Genomic DNA, 17,968 nt, shown 5'->3' on the forward strand with positions numbered 1-17,968 from the left:
TCGGGGTACGGTCTTTTTTTTTGCCCTATGGAAAGGTACTCCAAGCGAATAGCTGGATTTTGTACAGTTATTTTTCTGGATTATCCATTCAAATGAAGAACAGATGGATAACCTACAGTTAATGTTGTCCATTATAGCTATTCTGCCGAATGATCCCCATTCAGTAATCCCCGTAGTCCCCCCAATGGTTTATGCGTTATTCTTCTAAATTCCCGAAGATTGTCGTAGTAAATCGAAAGCCCCTCCACTGTTTGCCTTCTGTCCCCAGTCCTATAATTAGAGATATCAAACAAAGAGCAAGCAAATTCAGGAGGAATGTACGTTGCAATTAATGGGAGATGCATTAACCGTATTAGGGTCAAGGCTGGGGATCGGGTGGGATCCAGCTGGGCACCAAGCTTATTTAGTTCGTCATGGCAATCATCCAGGATTGCCGATTCATCTGCATGCAGGAATCGAAATCGGTGATCGCAGACTCACACTGCCCTTGCGTGGCGATCAACAATCATTTGAATTCATGGATCAAGAAATGACAGCAACCACGATGACTTTAAGCGGAATTGATCCGTCCACGGGAATTCATATAAAGCTAACAGCTCGCATTCCGTTCCGTCCAAGGGACAATGAATTCAGTACAGTCCCTGTGGTGTACTTGGATTTAGAGGTGGACCGCTTGCCATCCTCATTCCGATGGACTGCGCAGTACGATGAAATTGTAGAAGGCAAGTTGTTCCTAGGTTTCACGGGTGAAGGTTTCAGTTTCCAGCAACATGCACAATCAGGGCGTATCGAGGCTGCGTACAATTCGGTTATCTTACGCCCCTATGAAGAAGATGATCACCGCCAAGCGATTCGATCCCATGAAGAAGTTATTGCATGCACGGATCAACTCGCTATTCTTTCAGGTACATGGGATGGCACGTGCTTAACTTCGCCTTTCTCTTTACATAAAGGGATGGAAGGGACGAAACTTTCACTTGCTTGGTGTACATACGATGCCCCATTGCTGAATGTGCTAGGAACTCGCAGTCCTTTCAAATACACGCAAAAGTTTGCCAATCTTGAGGGGGTTGTCGATTGGGCGATCGAGAATGCCGAGGCGGTGAAAGAAAACACGATCACAGTAGATCGCATCATTTCGAATCATTCGTTAGGTGATTCCACCTCGAAATTACTCGCTCAAACACTACACGCTTGGTTAATGAATACGTGGTGGGTGGTTCGCGAAAACGGTCAAGACTGGTTTACCGTGTGGGAAGGCAATTGTTATTTTCATTCCACGGTGGATGTGGAATACACACAAGGTCCGTTCTACTTAGCGTTTTGGCCCGAACTGTTAGAGTTTGAGCTCAACGAGTGGCCGATGTTTGGTAAAGACGGCAAGCGAGTTTTGGGAGAAAGCGGCGAGGGGACACTGTTTTTATCACATGATATGGGTGTGTTCGGGGATAGTACGAAACAGTATTACCATCACGAAATGGAAGTCGAAGAGAGCACGAATTACATCTTGCTTGCCTATACGCATTGGAGACGAACGGGAAGAGACGCAACGATCGTGCAGCATAGTGGGTTTATTCGTAAACTATTGGATTTCATCGTTCGTTGTGACACAACGGGGAATGGTATTCCTGACAAGGGTTGCGCCAACACGGTGGATGATGCCTCTCCAGCGATTCAATATGGCTCTGAACAGGTTTATCTCGGTGTGAAAGCTTTGGCAGCATGTCAAGCGGGTATTCAAATCCTGCAGTATGTAGGCGAAGTGGAGCTGCAGGAATACGAGCATTTCGCGCAGGCCGCACACGCAACAATTGAGGAACAGGGTTGGCTGGAGGATCATTATGCCGTCACGTTATCCAGAACGATGGATGGCACCGTGGATCCTTGGACGGGGGAACCGCAGACAGGTGAATTGCTAGGTTGGGATGCCTATCATATTTTCACAGTAAATGGACTTTCCTTACTCGATATGGTCGGGCATCAAACAGGTCTTGGCGATGACAGACTCCGTCTTGATATGGCATCAGCGACTGCCCAAACCTTGGGTCGGTACGGTTGCCGTCATACGAGCTATATCGATATGCAAGATAAGAGTATTTTCATTCCTGGTCTTGCCAGTCATTCGCGCAAGGTAGGATGGATTTCAATGAACATGCTGAGAGACATTGCTGCAGCTTATCGGGGACTCGATTTGTTTCATCTTGCAGAGAACTATTGGAGCTGGCAGAGTACGACGAATACGCAGGGCATCTCGATGTTCTTCGAAACGTTCTATGGCAACAGCTTAAGCTTCTACCCTAGAGGTGTGGCAGTGTTCGGATATTTGGACGCAGCAGCTGGTTTTGCCTATGATGCCGTTCGTGGGTCGAAGACTTTTGCACCAGTCCGTGGCTCCCTCCAAGTTCCTCTTCTCTTATTCGCAGATTGGGTACAAGGTACTGTTCCTAGGGTGATTTCACGTATGGAAGACGGTCGTATCACCTATATTGTCGAATTCTGATAAGAACAGAAGATTACCATGAACTTCGAAAGATTCCCTACTAGGACCTCTAAACATGAATTTATATAATAGAGATACAAAGAAATAAGGAGTGGGACCATGAATAACGAGACCATAGATGTAGCATCGGTCCAAGTGACGAAACCTGCTGCAGCGAAGAGAAACAGATCTGGGGAACTTAGTTTTTTCCAATTTGTTAAGAAAAACAATGCGCTGTACATCATGTTGATTCCAGTATTCATTTACTTCATAACCTTCAAGTATGTGCCTTTGTTAGGCAGTATTATCGCTTTCAAGGACTACAATATTTTCGACGGTTTCTTCAAAAGTAAATGGGTTGGATTCCAATGGTTTGAGCTGATGTACACGAATCCGCAATATGCTCGACTTATTAAGAATACGTTATTAATCAGTCTTTACCAGATCGTATTTTCATTTCCGGCACCGATTGTTCTAGCCTGTCTCTTGAACGAGGTCAGAAATATGGCGTTCAAGCGTTCTGTCCAGACGGTTCTGTACTTGCCTCACTTTTTATCTTGGGCGCTAGTGTACGGATTGGCTTACATGATGCTATCGCAGCAAAGTGGTCTCGTGAATGAGATGTTTAAAGGATTAGGACTATCCCCCTTTGATTTCTTACAATCGCCTTCAGCCTTCCGCTCAGTTGTTGTATCGGCTGGCATATGGAAGGAGATGGGGTGGAGTACCATCATATTCTTGGCCGCACTATCCGGGATTAGCCCTTCCTTATACGAGGCAGCCAAGATCGATGGAGCAGGCCGCTGGAAGCAATTCCAATATGTGACGTTCCCAGGGTTATTGCCTGCGATTACCATTCTTCTGCTTTTGAAAATAGGAAATGTCATGGATGTCGGTTTTGAACAGGTGTACATCTTCTTAAGCCCGATTACGTATGAGGTTGGGGAAATCCTGGATACTTATGCTTATCGTTTAGGTATCATGAATGGTCAATTCTCCGTAACAACAGCGATCGGACTATTCAAATCTGTTATTGGCTTCGTGCTTCTCGTGAGTGCGAATCAAATTAGTAAATCTACCACAGGTGAAAGCTTATATTAGGAGGCATCTTATGAAGATCAAACAATCCATGGGCGAGAAAGCATTCGATGCCTTCAATCTGATTTTGCTTGTCGTGATGAGTCTTGTTGCACTACTGCCGCTCTTACACGTTATTGCGGGATCATTTTCCTCCAATAATGCGCTTATCCAATCCAGAGTTTCCTTCTGGCCGGTTGAGCCAACACTGCAGCAATTCAAATATGTGATTGCGACAGATGCATTCTGGAAAGCAGGCTGGATGACGGTGAAAGTCGTCATCATCGCGACGATTCTCAATATGGTTTTGACCATCGTCGGATCGTACCCCCTGTCCAAATCGTATCTGCGAGGCCGCAGGGCCATTATGCTTTTCATCATTTTCACTTTGATTTTCCAGGCTCCGCTCATTCCAACTTACTTGGTTGTTAAGGAGCTTCATATGATTAATACCATGTGGGCTTTAATTGTGCCAGGTGCGATCAGCGCATTTAACATGATTCTATGCATTACGTTCTTCCGCAATTTACCTGAGGAGCTCTTCGATGCTGCAAAAGTGGATGGCATGAGTGATTATCGCATCGTTTGGCAAATTGTCGTTCCATTGTCGAAACCTATTATGGTAACGCTGCTCTTGTTCTATGCGGTTGGTCATTGGAATAGCTATTTTGCTCCACTCCTGTACATCAATGACAGGCATCTTCAGACGTTGCAAATGTATCTATACTTCTTGATTGCTGCTGGCAGCTCTAATGATATTGCTTCAGCTGTATCCGGCGATGCAGGTGGTAAGCTTTTACCAAAAGCACTTGAAATGGCAACAATTGTCCTAGCTACGGCACCCATCGTCATTCTCTATCCGTTTCTACAGAAGCACTTCGTTAAAGGAGCCACACTTGGCTCTGTCAAAGAATAAGACGTTATGTCGACACCTGGAAAATGTTTCATTATGTACGCATTCGACATTTTCCGGCAAGTCTTCATATATAATGAACACAACGATGTATATAAAAAGGGAGGAAATTTCGAATGAATTCTTCAAAGAAATGGCTAAGCTTAGCTGTTGCAGTCTCCATGGTGAGCGTACTTGGCGCATGTAGCACGAAATCATCAGAGGGCAGTTCCACAGCAAGTCCAGCTGCTAGCGAGAAAGCGACAGAGGCACCTAAAGCACCAGTTAAATTTAGCTTGCTTACGACCGATAATAATCAGCCTGTTCCGGGCGGTAATCCAATGGATGATCCAACGATTAAATATATGGCTGAGAAAACCAACACGATCCTGGATATCACATTCTTACCTCATGCACAGGCCGATCAGCTTAAGAAAGTTAAATTCGCTAGTGGTGAATTACCGGATGCCATTCAGGACTATGGTGTTAACGGGGACTTATTCGCGAATAATCAGTTGATTCCATTGGATGAATATATTGATAAATACGGACAGAACTTGAAAAAGGTCATACCAAAAGCTGCTTGGGATGGTGTATCACGTGGAGGGAAAATCTATGCCATTCCTGAATCAGCTAGTGGGGATTCACCAGTTAATCGGATGTTCTTCGTGCGTAAGGATTGGATGGATAAAGTCGGCATTAAAGAAGCACCAAAAACACCGGAAGAGTTCTTGAATATGCTGAGAGCATTCCGTGATAAGGATCCGAATGGTAACGGGAAAAAGGATGAAATCCCATTAACAGGAAGAGAAAACTTCACATGGTTAGACACGGTATTGGGTATGTTTGGAGCCAACGCATTCGGTGGGAAATTAGTGAATGGGGAAGTCGTACCATCCAATACAAGCCCGCAAATGAAACAAGCACTTGCCTATTTGAGACAATTAAATGATGAAAAATTGCTCGACAGCGAATTTATGACGAATAAACGGAATACGTGGGAACAAAAAATTCAAAATGACCAAGTCGGCGTATGGGTCCACGATCCGAACCTTGCGTGGGATTGGCAAGACAAATTAAATAAAGCGCTGCCAGGCAAAGGCGCAATCGTTGCTCCACTTCTATCGCCTAAAGCACCTGGTGTAGAATATGCTGGATTCGGGATTTCCGCGTTCAACAAATCGTTCTCTATTACCAAAAAAGCAAAAGATCCAGCAGCGATTGTTAAATTCTTTGATTGGTTAGTAACACAAGAAGGTCAAGAATTTATTAACTTCGGTGTACCTGGCAATACGTTTACCAAAGACACAGCTGGCCAGATTACGTACAATAAACAAAAAGATACTGACGATAAAACCATCCTTTGGAGAAGCTTAACGTTCAATCTTGCAGGTTGGAATCCAGAGTTGAAGAAAGTGCAAGTTGGTGCAGAAGCTGTAGCGAAAATGGAAGAATTCTTTACAGTGGGTAAAAAAGAAGGTCAACCGAACATTTTATTAGGTGCTCCACCATTTAAATCTACACAACCAGAAATCGGAGAATTCATACAGCCAGGTACAATGTTCGTTGAAACAGCAGCTAAAATTGTTTTGGGGAACCAACCTGTTGATTATTTCGATGAATTCGTGAAAAACTGGAGAACGCGTGGCGGTAACGACCTGATTAAGCAAGCAACAGATTGGTATAATGCAAATGGTAAGAAGTAAGTTTTAGTTCAGTCGTAGGGATGTTTGTAGCAAGTGGGAGATTTCTTCTCACTTGCCCCTTCTCAAAAACCATTGAATTTATTTACGAGGTTGAATGTAAGCGCAATCATTTCATTGTGAAATGATCAATTCCCATTTGGAAGGAATGAAGATCATTGTTATTTCTAAAAACGAGGAAGATGCTAAGTGAATTCTTAGTTATAAGCCTGATCTTAGGCGCATTAAATGGCACTTTCATGTTCTATCCTCAGCCTGCCATTGCTGCAGCTTTACCTACCCTGAATCCCGTGGATGATGCCCAAGTGGATGGTGGAAGCGGCGCGACTACAAATCAATCTACTACATATAATGGCACGACGATGAATATCAAAGATGACAGTAATTTAACGACAGCAACGCCTTTTACAAGAAGGGTGTATATGCGATTTAATTTGTCTGGAATTACAAACGTCAATGCCATATCCACTGCTAAATTGAGGATATATGCAACATCGGGTAATGCTGTTACTACACAAGTCTATGCCGTTTCCGAAGCAACGCCTTGGAGCGAGACGACGCTGAATTGGAACAATAGACCTGCACCTGGAGCTTTAGTGGGGAGTTTAAATCTAGGTACGGCTTCGGGCTATTACGAAGTAGATCTTACCAGCTATATCAAAAGTAAAGTGATTGAAGGAAAGGCATCATTTGTACTCATCAACCCGCCGAATGGTGAACAAAGAACGATTAATAGTAAAGATAATGCATCGAATAAGCCTGAGCTAGTTTTTACGACAGATGATACGCCACCAGCGTACCAATCATCGGCAGTCAGCGCGAACTTCAAAGACATTCAACTGAATTTCAATGAAGATCTTGTACTTAACACTGCGAACTCCGTTAAGGATAATGTGTATGTGTCCACAAATGGCGTTGATTTCTCTCCGCTTGGAGCGAACGATTCAGCAACAATTAGCGGCAGCGGGATTCAGATCCAACTGCAACAAGCGCTGAACGGATCAGCCAATAAAGTTAAAGTGGCTGGAGCAACGTTGAAGGATGCCGCTGGCAATATTCTTGGAACTCCCGTCATCACAGAAGCGCTTATCGGAGGGCAAGATGCAAGCGCTCCTGCATATACAACGGCTGTTGTCGGTAATGATGCCAAGAGCATTACGCTGACTTATGATAAGCCGATTAGCATGTCAGGTACTGCAACGCAACTTAAAGACAGCGTAACCATATCTCTCAATGGGGGAACGACATATGGTGCACTGCAAGCGGGAGATCAAGTTGCGATTAACGGTAACCAATTGACTATTACGCTTAATCAGGCTCTGACTGGTTTGCAGAATAAAGTGAAAGTAGCGTCTAGTGCACTGAAATCAACAAGCAGTGGAACCTTGACTGCTGTGGACACGGTCACAGCGACTATGGGTGGTTTGGAGAATGCCAGAACCATTACTGTTTCGGCAGATGCGAGAGTAGACAGTGGTGCGACCAATGTTGGAATCAACTACGGAACAGAATCGACGATGGTACTGAAAGAAGGCGGTTCTACCTTTAATCGCCGCATTTTCTTGAAATATGCGGTTGGAACTGTAGGGATTTTCAACTCGGCCAAAGTACGCTTGAACTTTAGCGATGCGGGAACAGCTGCGGAGACATTAACGCTCTATGAAGTTGGTGATAGTTGGACGGAATCAGGAATTACCTATTCGAACCAGCCTATCTATGGAAATGCAATTAGCTCAACGAGCGTAGGGGGAGCTAACGGTTGGTATGAATGGGATGTAACTTCCTATGTGCAGCAACAGAAACTAGCCGATGGCACAGCATCTTTCGTACTCTTAGGAAATATGTCTCCTAACCGAACGGTGAATGCCAAAGAAAGTGGAGCGAATGCCCCACAAATGCTGTTGAACTATGATACAGTTCCACCTGCTTATTCCGATAGCACGGTTAGTAATGAGAATAAAACCATTGAACTGAATTTCACTGAACGTCTGAATAATGCGACAGCCAATAACAATGCGTTGAAGGCTGCTGTTACGTTAGCTAGAGACGGGAATACTTTCGTTGCTTTAGATAGCAATGATCAAGTGGCACTTAATGGAACGAAGTTAACGATTACACTCGCGAACCGGTTGAGTCAAACGGGTGCGAAGGTCAAGATGAATGCGAATACATTGCAAGATGACGGGCAAAATGTACTTACAACCAGTGTCACAACGAATGCTCTGTCCATTGATGACACAGCACCAAATCTTAATTCGGTGTTACAAACCGATGCAACAAGCAAGCAATTTACATTGTCAGCGAACGAAAACTTGCTTTCTAATATGGCTAATAATACGGATTTGAAAGCAGCGGTGACCTTCTCTACAGATGGTACGAATTTCTTGCCATTGGCAAGCGGAGACACTGTTGCGGTTACAGCTGGTACACTTAAAGTTACGCGCACTGCGCAGCTAACAGGCAGTACCAATCAACTTCGCGTAGCAGCGAACACGCTGAAAGATGCTGCGGGTAATGTGGTTTCAACCCTATACACGTCAGAGCCAGTGGTTGCAGATACAATCGCACCGGTCATTCAGTCAGCGTCTACATCCAATTTTAACAAGAAGCTTGTAGTTGTCTTCAGTGAAAATGTCGTCAATAACGGTGCGGATGAGGCCCAGCTCAAACAAGCCATCATGCTTTCTTCAAATGGCGGAACAAGCTATAACGCGCTTGGCGAATCCGATCGGGTTATCATGAGTGGAAGCACGATTACAATTATTCTTGCTCAAGCATTGACAGGCAGCAACCATAAGATTCGTATTAACGCAAACGCAATAAAGGATGTCATTGGGAATGTCGCGACAACCGATCTAACAACGGCAGCATTTGATGCAGCCAATACGGTCTATCCTTATCTGCCGCCAAGAAAAGTGGATTTGGAGAAAGCCATGGTTGACACGGAGAATATTACATTTGGCAATATGGATGCAGCGGTAGGTTCTGCTGTGGAACTGAAAAATACGAAGGGACTCAGTTTTATTGCAGAAGAGATTATAACGGGTGATCGGGATCCCATCTACATCAATCGGTATGTGTCGACTGTGAAGAAGATGCTTACTACGCCCGCGAACATGCCTAATCTCCAAGGGGGACTGGACAGCAGAGGGCAATCACCTTTGCTCTACACGATCGCACTCTTGTGGAATGACCAAGAAGTGATGAGCATGTTCACAGAGGCAGAGAAATCCAAGCTATTAACGTTGTTTAAAGCTGGATTGATTAGTACTGCTTATACAATTAACGAATACAATGAGTCCGGGAATCTTCGTGCGGGAGATCGCATTAGTATGAACGGAGATCCGAATAACTGGATTGGCACTGGGGTTAACTACTGGGAGCCCAATCTCACGATCTTCTATACATCTTCCTTTATTTTGGGATTGGAAAATGTGAAGGATATTCTACAGAATTATGATCATATTTCCTTTATCAATGAGTTGAATACTCAGGGATTAACCAAAATCAAGGAATCATTCGAGAAAACAACGAATTTCTCCACAGCATCTACAGAAGCAGCCAAATTGGCTGAAAAAGCAGATAAAATACAACGCACGATTAAACCTGCTAATTGGTATTTCAAAGGGGTGTCTTTGGAGCAATTCCTCCAAAATCCATTGAAACTTCATGATGCTACGCAAAGTAAATCTTGGACGCATCCAGCACAAGAAGGAGATTACTTGGGTCAGCTCGGCATGGGGCACGAATTTGATGCTGTCGATTCGAAGGGCTCCAGACAAAGCGCAAGTTACACGGTGCTTGGTATTGATCCTAGCTTGCAGAATACGAGACTTATGGGGTATTACGGTTATTTGAATGCTCCTGGAAATGAAGCGATGGCAGCTAATATTACGAAGCTGCAACGAGTTGGCGTATCGGACTACTATGCCAAAGTGGTTAATGGCTATTTCACGCAATCTTCCTATGAGATCGCAATGAGCTACTTGCCAGAGAGCTTCTATATTAACAGTATGAACTCGATGGGATATTTGAAGTTGGCATTGTTCAACGACACCTTCAATTATGACGGCGCTACAAGCAATGTGACAGACAACTGGATAGTGAAAAGCGGCAGCTGGCAGGCGGTTAATGACAGTATTGTTCCGTATAATACGAAGGAACCTGTTTCACACATGACAGGAGCGAAACCTGTTGACGAGAATGAAAAGCTAGTAACTCAGAGCAATGCCTCTGTGAGCGGGGTTATGTATTCTAAGAAGAATTTCGGTAATGTCAGTTATTTCGCTTGGATTAAAGATATGACAGGTGGCGAAACCGGACTGCTTGGAAGAGTCCAAGACGAGAACAATTTCTATCTATTCTCCTACAAGAATGGCAAGCTCGCTATTAAGAAAAAAGTAGCAGGTACGCTGACAACACTTGTGCAGAAAGATGTAAGTTTATCAGCAGAAGCGGCGCACCGTCTACGCGCTATTCTCGATGGAAATCAATTAACGCTTCATGTTGATGGTGTAGAACAGTTAACGACAACGGATTCGACATTTACCAATGGTGCAGTCGGTCTCTACTCGGATTTAACAAGTGCAAAGTTCGATGGTGTGCTTGTGCAGAATGCCAGCGTTCAACCGCCAGATTTTCAATCCATTGGTGTCGGTAATGGTAAGCTGTCTCTAACCTTTACGGGGATCGCGGGCGCGAGTGCTTATAAAGTCAAATACGGCACCGTATCAGGCCAGTATACGAACTCTTACCTTACAACGAGCACGGCCCCAGTTATTACGGGTTTAACGAATGATACGACCTATTACATGGTTGTTACATCCATTGATCCGTCAGGGGAAAGTGTGAACTCCAGGGAGTTGTCCATGTCTCCGAAAGTACCAGACGCTGTTGTTCCAACAATTACAGACGTCATTGCTGATGGCAATCAATTACGTATTAATTTTGTTACAGATCCGAAGAACACATCGTATACACTGAAATATGGCATTAGTTCAGGTAAATACACAAATTCCATTGATAACATCACAGCTTCAGGTTATGTCGTAACAGTACCTGTATCGCAAGCGCCTTATTATTTCGCTCTTGAAGGTCGCAATGCCAATGGTGCGAGCACCCTTTCCGCGGAGAAGATGGCTATTGCGAACAGCACGACGTTGTTCAACGACGATTTTAACGACGGTGAGTATGTCAGTGATTGGGTGTTGTCAGCAGGTTCCCCGGTCATGGAAAACGGTAAAATTAAGTTGGGTATCGGCAATCCAGAACGACTGTGGCTGACGCAAGGTGCGAATTGGCGTAATTATGCAGTTTCTGCTAAATTCACACTACCTACAGATGACATAACGAAGGAAATTGGCTTACTTGGAAGAACCAATACGTCCTCTACGTACTATGTGGCGGATTACAAGTATGATAAAACGGCAAATACTGAGAAAGTCATGCTGAGAAGGAAATTGAACGGAGCATTCTTACCAGATATCACCTATGATTTTACTTTAAATAAGTCATTGCTTGAACACACAATGAAAGCAACATTTGAAGGTGACCGTATCAAACTGTACATCGATGATTTGCTAGCTTATGACCTTGTTGATACGACGCTAACACAAGGAACTGTGGGTATCTTCTCAGTCATTACGCCTGTATATTTTGATGACTTCAAGGTTGAATTATTGAACAGTTTAAGTCAACCTGCGAATCTCTCTCTTTCCACAACCAACGGGAAGACGATAGCCTTATTTGATCAAGTTGAGGGAGCAGAAGGCTACAAGATTAAGTATGGAACACAGTCTCATGCTTATACGAATCAACTAACTGTTTCGCAAGATGCTTATGCAGGTACAGAAATTCCGGGCCTTACAGCAGGTACGACCTATTACTTTACTGCTAGTGCAACGAACAGTTTATTGGAAAGTCTGAACGCAGCGGAATTTAGTTACAAAGTGCCGACTACTGTAGTTCCAGATCCTAACCCTAATCCAGGTTCAGGCTCAGGCTCAGGTCCAGTGTCTTCAACGCCGCCAACGCCAGTTGATGGCAAAGTGGAGATAACGCCAGTTCTTACGAACGGTACAGCTCAAGCTGGCATTGAAACAGCTACGCTTTCCAAAGCATTTGAGCAAGCAACACCTGATAAAAAGGGGAATAAAGTGATTAGTGTTACACTAAGTGAACAAACGGGTGCGAAGACGTACAGCTTAGATCTTCCTAAGGCAGGTTTCCTAGATGGAAAACCAGGTAACGCTAAATCCGATAAGGCAATTCGTTTGCAGACGCCAATCGGAACAGTGACCATCCCTGATAACATGTTTACAGAAAATGATGTCAAACAGTCTACTAAAGTAGGCGTGTCCATAGGTTGGGCAGATACTTCACTCATAAAGGCCGAAACTAGAGAGAAAATTGGTAATAAGCCGGTTATTGAGTTGAATGCCACGGTGGATGGGAAAGTTGTGCCTTGGACTAATAACAATGCGCCTGTTACTGTAAGTATCGCTTATACACCAACGGAAGATGAACTGAAACATCATGAGCATATTGCCATTTGGTATGTCGACGGTGCAGGGAAAATTACGAAAGTACCGGCAAAGTATGATGTGTCCACGGGTAAAATTACATTTAAAACGACGCATTTCAGTATGTATGCTGTGGGTTATGAGGTGAAATCTTTCACCGATCTTACTCAGGTGCAATGGGCTGTGGGAGCGATTCAAGTGTTAGCCTCCAAGGGGATTGTGAATGGAACCTCAGACACAACCTATAGTCCGAGTGCCAATATTTCTAGAGCGGATTTCCTTCAATTGTTAGTTGGCGCACTTGGCATCACGTCAGAAGTTGAAGCGAATTTCGTTGATGTATCCAAGAACGATTACTACTATGAAGCAGCAGGTATTGCTCTGAAATTAGGGATTAGCAATGGAGTAGGGGCAAATAAGTTGAATCCGACAGCAGCCATTTCAAGACAAGATATGATGGTGATGGTAGAACGTGCTTTGCGCATATCGGGCAAGGAATTAAGCGGCGGAGCGGTTGTTGACTTATCTTCCTTCCAAGATGCTGAGCAAGTAGCCGACTATGCCAAAGCAAGTTTGATGGCATTGATTACTAACGGATTTGTAGAAGGAGCTGGTCATCTACTTAATCCGTCAGGTCAAACGACACGCGCGGAAGCAGCTGTATTAATGTACAGAGTGTATAACAAATCTTAAGGGAATTGCAGGGGACTTCGGTCCCCTGTTATTATCTTACATTTTGAATGCGCTTACAATTTATGTAAAAGGATGGAAACTATAAAGGAGGTGATGGTGGAAATGGGCAATAACCCAATCGTATGTCGTCTAGTCACACAGAAGCATTGTCGTTTTGGGAAGCAGTGCAAAAAAAAGGAGTGAATAAAGAATGAGAAAACTAGGAAAACGAGTCGTCAAGTTATGTAGTGCCCTGGGTATGCTAAGTTTGGTCATTAGTGTTACAACGGCGTTTGCGGCAACCCCGGGATCAGTCATTTTCCAAACTGGTTTTGAAAGCGGTTCAACAATTTCTCAGCTTAATGCGCAGAAAGATGATATTACAGGAACAGATACCTCATATTCTACGAAAAATAATTGGGTTACAGATTTGGAAGGCAATGCTCAGATCGGCAATTTTGAAATTCAATATGAAGGCGGTACCATTACGGATCGCTATGCCAAAATTATTGCAGACCCAGCTTATTCAAGTAATAAAGTGCTCCACTATTGGATGAAGAATGGCGTAATCCCAGACGGTAGCTTTAACAAAGGACGCATTCAAGCCAATATCTATGATGAAAGTGGCAATCCTCAACAGTCATTGAACGAAGTGTACTATAAAGTTCGCTTGAAGCTCCATCCTGATATGCAGAAGCTTGAAAGCTACGCCAATGCAATTCCATGGCTGACATTGGCTGAATTCTGGAATGACGGGACTTGGTATGGGAGCAGTTATCCATTCCGGGTGACATTTGGGTTGAATAAGGAGGCGAATGCGGGTTCGAACAAACCGTTGTACTTCGAGGTAAACGCAGAAAAAATGGATACAAATCCCCGAGTGGAATTATGGCAAGCGGAGGCCAAGTCTTTTCCGATTTCGTATAATCAATGGATTACCCTGGAGTTTTATTATAAAAAAGGCAATGCCACGAATGGCCGTTTCTACGTAGCGGCAACGCCGGATGGCGGCAGCAGGCAAGTGCTCTTTGATGTGAAGAATTGGACGTATCATCCCAATAACCCCTCGGCAGTGGGACTGGCTAATTTTAATCCTTTTAAACTGTATACAGGGGATTGGTTGATTGACCATGTTCGTAACAATGGCGGCATCATGCAGCTATATTGGGATAATTTCGAGCTATGGAATGGCTGGCCGCAAGCTGTTTATCAAGCAGAATCGATGACGCTCGGAACCACTTCAGGTGAAATAGTAACGAATTCTAGTGATACCAATTGTAGCGGGGGTGTGTGTGTGGTTTTTGACAGCAATGGGGTCGGAGACTATATTAACTATTATGCCAATATACCGCATGATGGCAAATATGATATTAAAGTAGGGGTCAAAAAAATAAATACCCGAGGTAAATTTCAGTTTTCAATTGATGGGGTAAATCAAGGATCTGTACAGGATCTGTACGCGGCTACTGCTCAGTACACGGAATTGTCTATCGCTAATGATGTCCAGCTATCGGCTGGTGATCGTAGGTTTAAATTCTATGTAACGGGAACAAGTGGAACGGGTTATCAGCTTGGCATTGATTATATCAAGGTAATACCTAAGGATTAAACACATTGATTTAACTTAAGCTCGGCATCCGTTTTTAGGATGTCGGGCTTTTTTCAAATGAAGCGAAATGTTATAATTTCTATACGATACGCCTAACTTAGAGAGGGAGAGACGGGAACTGGAATGAGCACTCACCACATCTATTATTATCGTGATTTCATGGAGAAGGACTTCCCATTCAAAGTGGATTTCCGTCTCGAGACGAATTTAAACCGGGAAGCTCATGCCCATGAGCATGTCCAAATTTGTTACGTCATGCGTGGGACTTGTTTCCATTATACGGATAATCAGACCTTTTTGATGACCAAAGGGGACATGCTGGCGATTCCGCCGTACGTACCTCATTATTTTGAACCTTACAAAGATGAGAAAGTCGAGCTTGTACAGATTGATTTCATGCCGCTCGTTATTGATGAAACGGAAACAGGTTCAGAATCGGCACTCTCGAATCAGTTTTTTCCGAAAATCCAAATATCTGCCCACACGCAAGACGTTGTTGAGGGGCTGATCTCCAGCATGAGACGGGAGAATGAGCAGAAGCAATCCGGTTACCACTATTTAATTAAAGCCGATTTAATTCGGTTGCTAGTGACCATTTTTAGAGAAGGAACGAAGGAAGGTCCTTCCGCGAAAGCGAAGGATACAACAGGAAGACGGTTGTTCCATGAGGCTGTTAGTTATATTGAAGAGCACTACGCAGAGAATCTCCTGCTGGAAGATATCGCGCAGCGAGCGGCTATGTCTCCGACCTATTTCAGCTATATGTTCAAAGTGCTGAAGGGTCAACCCTTCGTTCAATACGTGAATGACGTGCGCATTCGCAAAGCGATTGATTTACTGCGAATGACCGAACTGAGTGTGTTGCAAATTTGCTTTGAAACAGGCTTTAATCATGCAAGTCATTTTAACCGAATGTTTAAAAAAGTGACGGGAATGACACCGCTGAAATACCGTCAGCAGTCGGACGTACAATCCTAAAAAAGGTCTGTTTTTTCGTAAGATACTGCATGTAATGCCCATAACCTCGAGGTATAGTAGACGTATGTCAACTACACTTGGAGGTTTTTTTATATGAACTTATCCTTTAGCACGTTGCCTTGTGAAGGGTGGAGTGTCGATTTACTCATTGATAGCTGTCAAACCTTTGGATATAACGGAATTGAGCTGAAGGAGGACCATTCTTATGCCGTTAGTTTAGCTACGCCAAAGGATGAATTAGTCCAGATTGCTGCGAAGTTTCGCCAGGCAGGCATAACAATTACGAATATTGGAAGCAAAGTTATTTTTAACGGTATTCGAGCAGATGAAGAGAAAGCGCTCACAGAACTTAAACAAATTATCGAGATCGCTTCTATACTTGGGGCCAAAGGCGTGCGTATTTTCTTAGGCTCGTACCTCCGCTTTGTAGAGCAACGCGTACAGCCCAAGGATGAAGTGCAAATTATTGCGTACGTACAGGAAGCATGCGATTATGCCTTGGCGTATGGTGTGGAGATATGGATCGAAACGCATAATGAATATTCAACGGGGGCAGTTCTGAATCAATTCCTGCAACGCGTTGATCGAACGAATTGCAAAGTGATCTATGACATCATTCATCCTTATGAATTCGGAGAAAAGCCTGAAGATACGATTCGACTTCTAGGGGATCGCTGTGCACATGTGCACATGAAAGATGGCGTACCCTTTGAGGATGCGAATATCCACGAATGGAAGTACACGCCTATGGGGGAAGGGCAGCTGCCGCTGCGCTCGATCGTGACCCTTTTACAAGAGAGTGGATATAAAGGTTACTTCTCGTTCGAGTGGGAACCGAAGTGGCGTCCAGAATTAAAAGAACTCGAATTAGAAGTACCATCGGTTCTTGCTGACTATGTTACTTATATGAAGCAACTTGCAGTCTACCAATAAACGCTTGAAGAGGAGAATTACAGGATGAAAACACTACTTGCCATTAAGGATCCCTATTTGAAAGAACTTTTTTTCCATGACGCGGTTATCGAAAAATTACAGGCATTCTCCGATGTGACTTGGTATGAATCTACGGGAGAAGAGTGGGGTACGGCTGGATTAGCTCGCCTAATCGGCGAATATGATGCATGTCTGACTTCATGGGGGACGCCATTTTTCACAGAGGAAGTACTTGCGAAGGCAAGTAAACTGAAATTTATCGGTCATGTGGCCGGCTCGCCTACGTCTGTCGTCGATGAACGTGCATTTCAACAAGGCATTACCGTGGCTACAGCGAATACCGTTTTGGCCAAATCAACCGCTGAAGCTGCATTTGCCTTGATGATGGCAGGGGCTTGGGACTTATACGGATATAGTACGAGACTGAAGCGCGGTCAGTGGGGAAATAACAGCAGAGACACCGTTATGGGGGTATCGAACCAAGTCATTGGCTTGATTGGATTGGGTGAAATATCCAAAAATGTCATCCGCATGCTAAGCGGATTCCCTGTTCGCATTAAGTTGGCCTCTCGTTATTGTTCGGAAGAACAAGCAAAAGCGCTAGGCGTAGAGCTGTGCTCATTAGACGAACTGTTGCAAACGAGCCAAATTGTCTCATTACACAGCACACTAACACCATCCACAGTAGGTTTCATTGGAAAACGAGAACTCGCCCTCATTCAAGACGGTGCACTGTTCGTCAATACCGCACGTGCCAAAATCGTAGATGAAGCCGCCATGATGGACGAGTTGCAGTCCGGTCGTATTTTCGCAGCTTTAGATGTGTTTCACGAAGAGCCTGTACCTGCGGATCACCCCCTTCACCGTTTGGAGAATGTCCTATGTGTGCCGCACATCGGTGGGTTTGCTAGAACATTCAAAAGATCCATGGGTGAGTTTGTTGTGGACAACTTACAACACTTTGCACGTGGGGAAAAAGAGCTCCCAGGTGTCGTCTCATTGGAAGAGTATGGACGTATGACGACGATGAGCCTGCAATAAAAGAAGTACTGCGAATAAGCTGACATTGCTGATTGCGATGACAGCTTATTCGTTTGTCAGTAC

At 44.2% G+C, this 17,968-nt stretch carries 9 protein-coding genes; all 9 read left to right on the plus strand.

Annotated features, from left to right (window positions below):
• Positions 1 to 331 precede the first annotated feature (331 nt).
• The 9 genes from AC58PV_RS07210 (at position 332) to AC58PV_RS07250 (ending at position 17,905) form a co-directional block, all read left to right on the plus strand.
• Complete coding sequence (locus AC58PV_RS07210) at positions 332 to 2,500, plus strand: glycoside hydrolase family 52 protein (protein WP_497431814.1); 2,169 nt, start codon at positions 332 to 334, stop codon at positions 2,498 to 2,500.
• Positions 2,501 to 2,599: 99 nt separating this feature from the next.
• The gene (locus tag AC58PV_RS07215) at positions 2,600 to 3,580 is read left to right on the plus strand and encodes an ABC transporter permease (RefSeq protein WP_497431590.1); all 981 of its coding nucleotides are present in this window, start codon (positions 2,600 to 2,602) and stop codon (positions 3,578 to 3,580) included.
• Between the two features lie 10 nt (positions 3,581 to 3,590).
• Positions 3,591 to 4,472, plus strand: a complete 882-nt coding sequence (locus tag AC58PV_RS07220; RefSeq protein ID WP_497431591.1) for a carbohydrate ABC transporter permease — start codon at positions 3,591 to 3,593, stop codon at positions 4,470 to 4,472.
• A gap of 113 nt (positions 4,473 to 4,585) precedes the next feature.
• Positions 4,586 to 6,154 (plus strand): type 2 periplasmic-binding domain-containing protein, encoded by a 1,569-nt coding sequence (locus tag AC58PV_RS07225; protein ID WP_497431592.1) that lies wholly within the window; start codon positions 4,586 to 4,588, stop codon positions 6,152 to 6,154.
• 155 nt (positions 6,155 to 6,309) lie between these two features.
• A complete protein-coding gene (locus AC58PV_RS07230) occupies positions 6,310 to 13,365 on the plus strand; it encodes a CBM96 family carbohydrate-binding protein (protein ID WP_497431593.1) in 7,056 nt (2,351 codons plus the stop codon).
• A 190-nt stretch (positions 13,366 to 13,555) separates the two neighbouring features.
• On the plus strand, positions 13,556 to 14,953 hold the full coding sequence (locus AC58PV_RS07235) for a carbohydrate-binding protein (RefSeq protein WP_497431594.1): 1,398 nt from the start codon (positions 13,556 to 13,558) through the stop codon (positions 14,951 to 14,953).
• Between the two features lie 123 nt (positions 14,954 to 15,076).
• The gene (locus tag AC58PV_RS07240) at positions 15,077 to 15,931 is read left to right on the plus strand and encodes an AraC family transcriptional regulator (protein WP_497431595.1); all 855 of its coding nucleotides are present in this window, start codon (positions 15,077 to 15,079) and stop codon (positions 15,929 to 15,931) included.
• 93 nt (positions 15,932 to 16,024) lie between these two features.
• The gene (locus tag AC58PV_RS07245; RefSeq protein WP_497431596.1) at positions 16,025 to 16,864 is read left to right on the plus strand and encodes a sugar phosphate isomerase/epimerase family protein; all 840 of its coding nucleotides are present in this window, start codon (positions 16,025 to 16,027) and stop codon (positions 16,862 to 16,864) included.
• Positions 16,865 to 16,888: 24 nt separating this feature from the next.
• Complete coding sequence (locus AC58PV_RS07250; RefSeq protein ID WP_497431597.1) at positions 16,889 to 17,905, plus strand: hydroxyacid dehydrogenase; 1,017 nt, start codon at positions 16,889 to 16,891, stop codon at positions 17,903 to 17,905.
• The last annotated feature ends 63 nt before the right edge of the window (positions 17,906 to 17,968 follow it).

This window comes from Paenibacillus sp. J22FR83, from assembly GCF_059691955.1.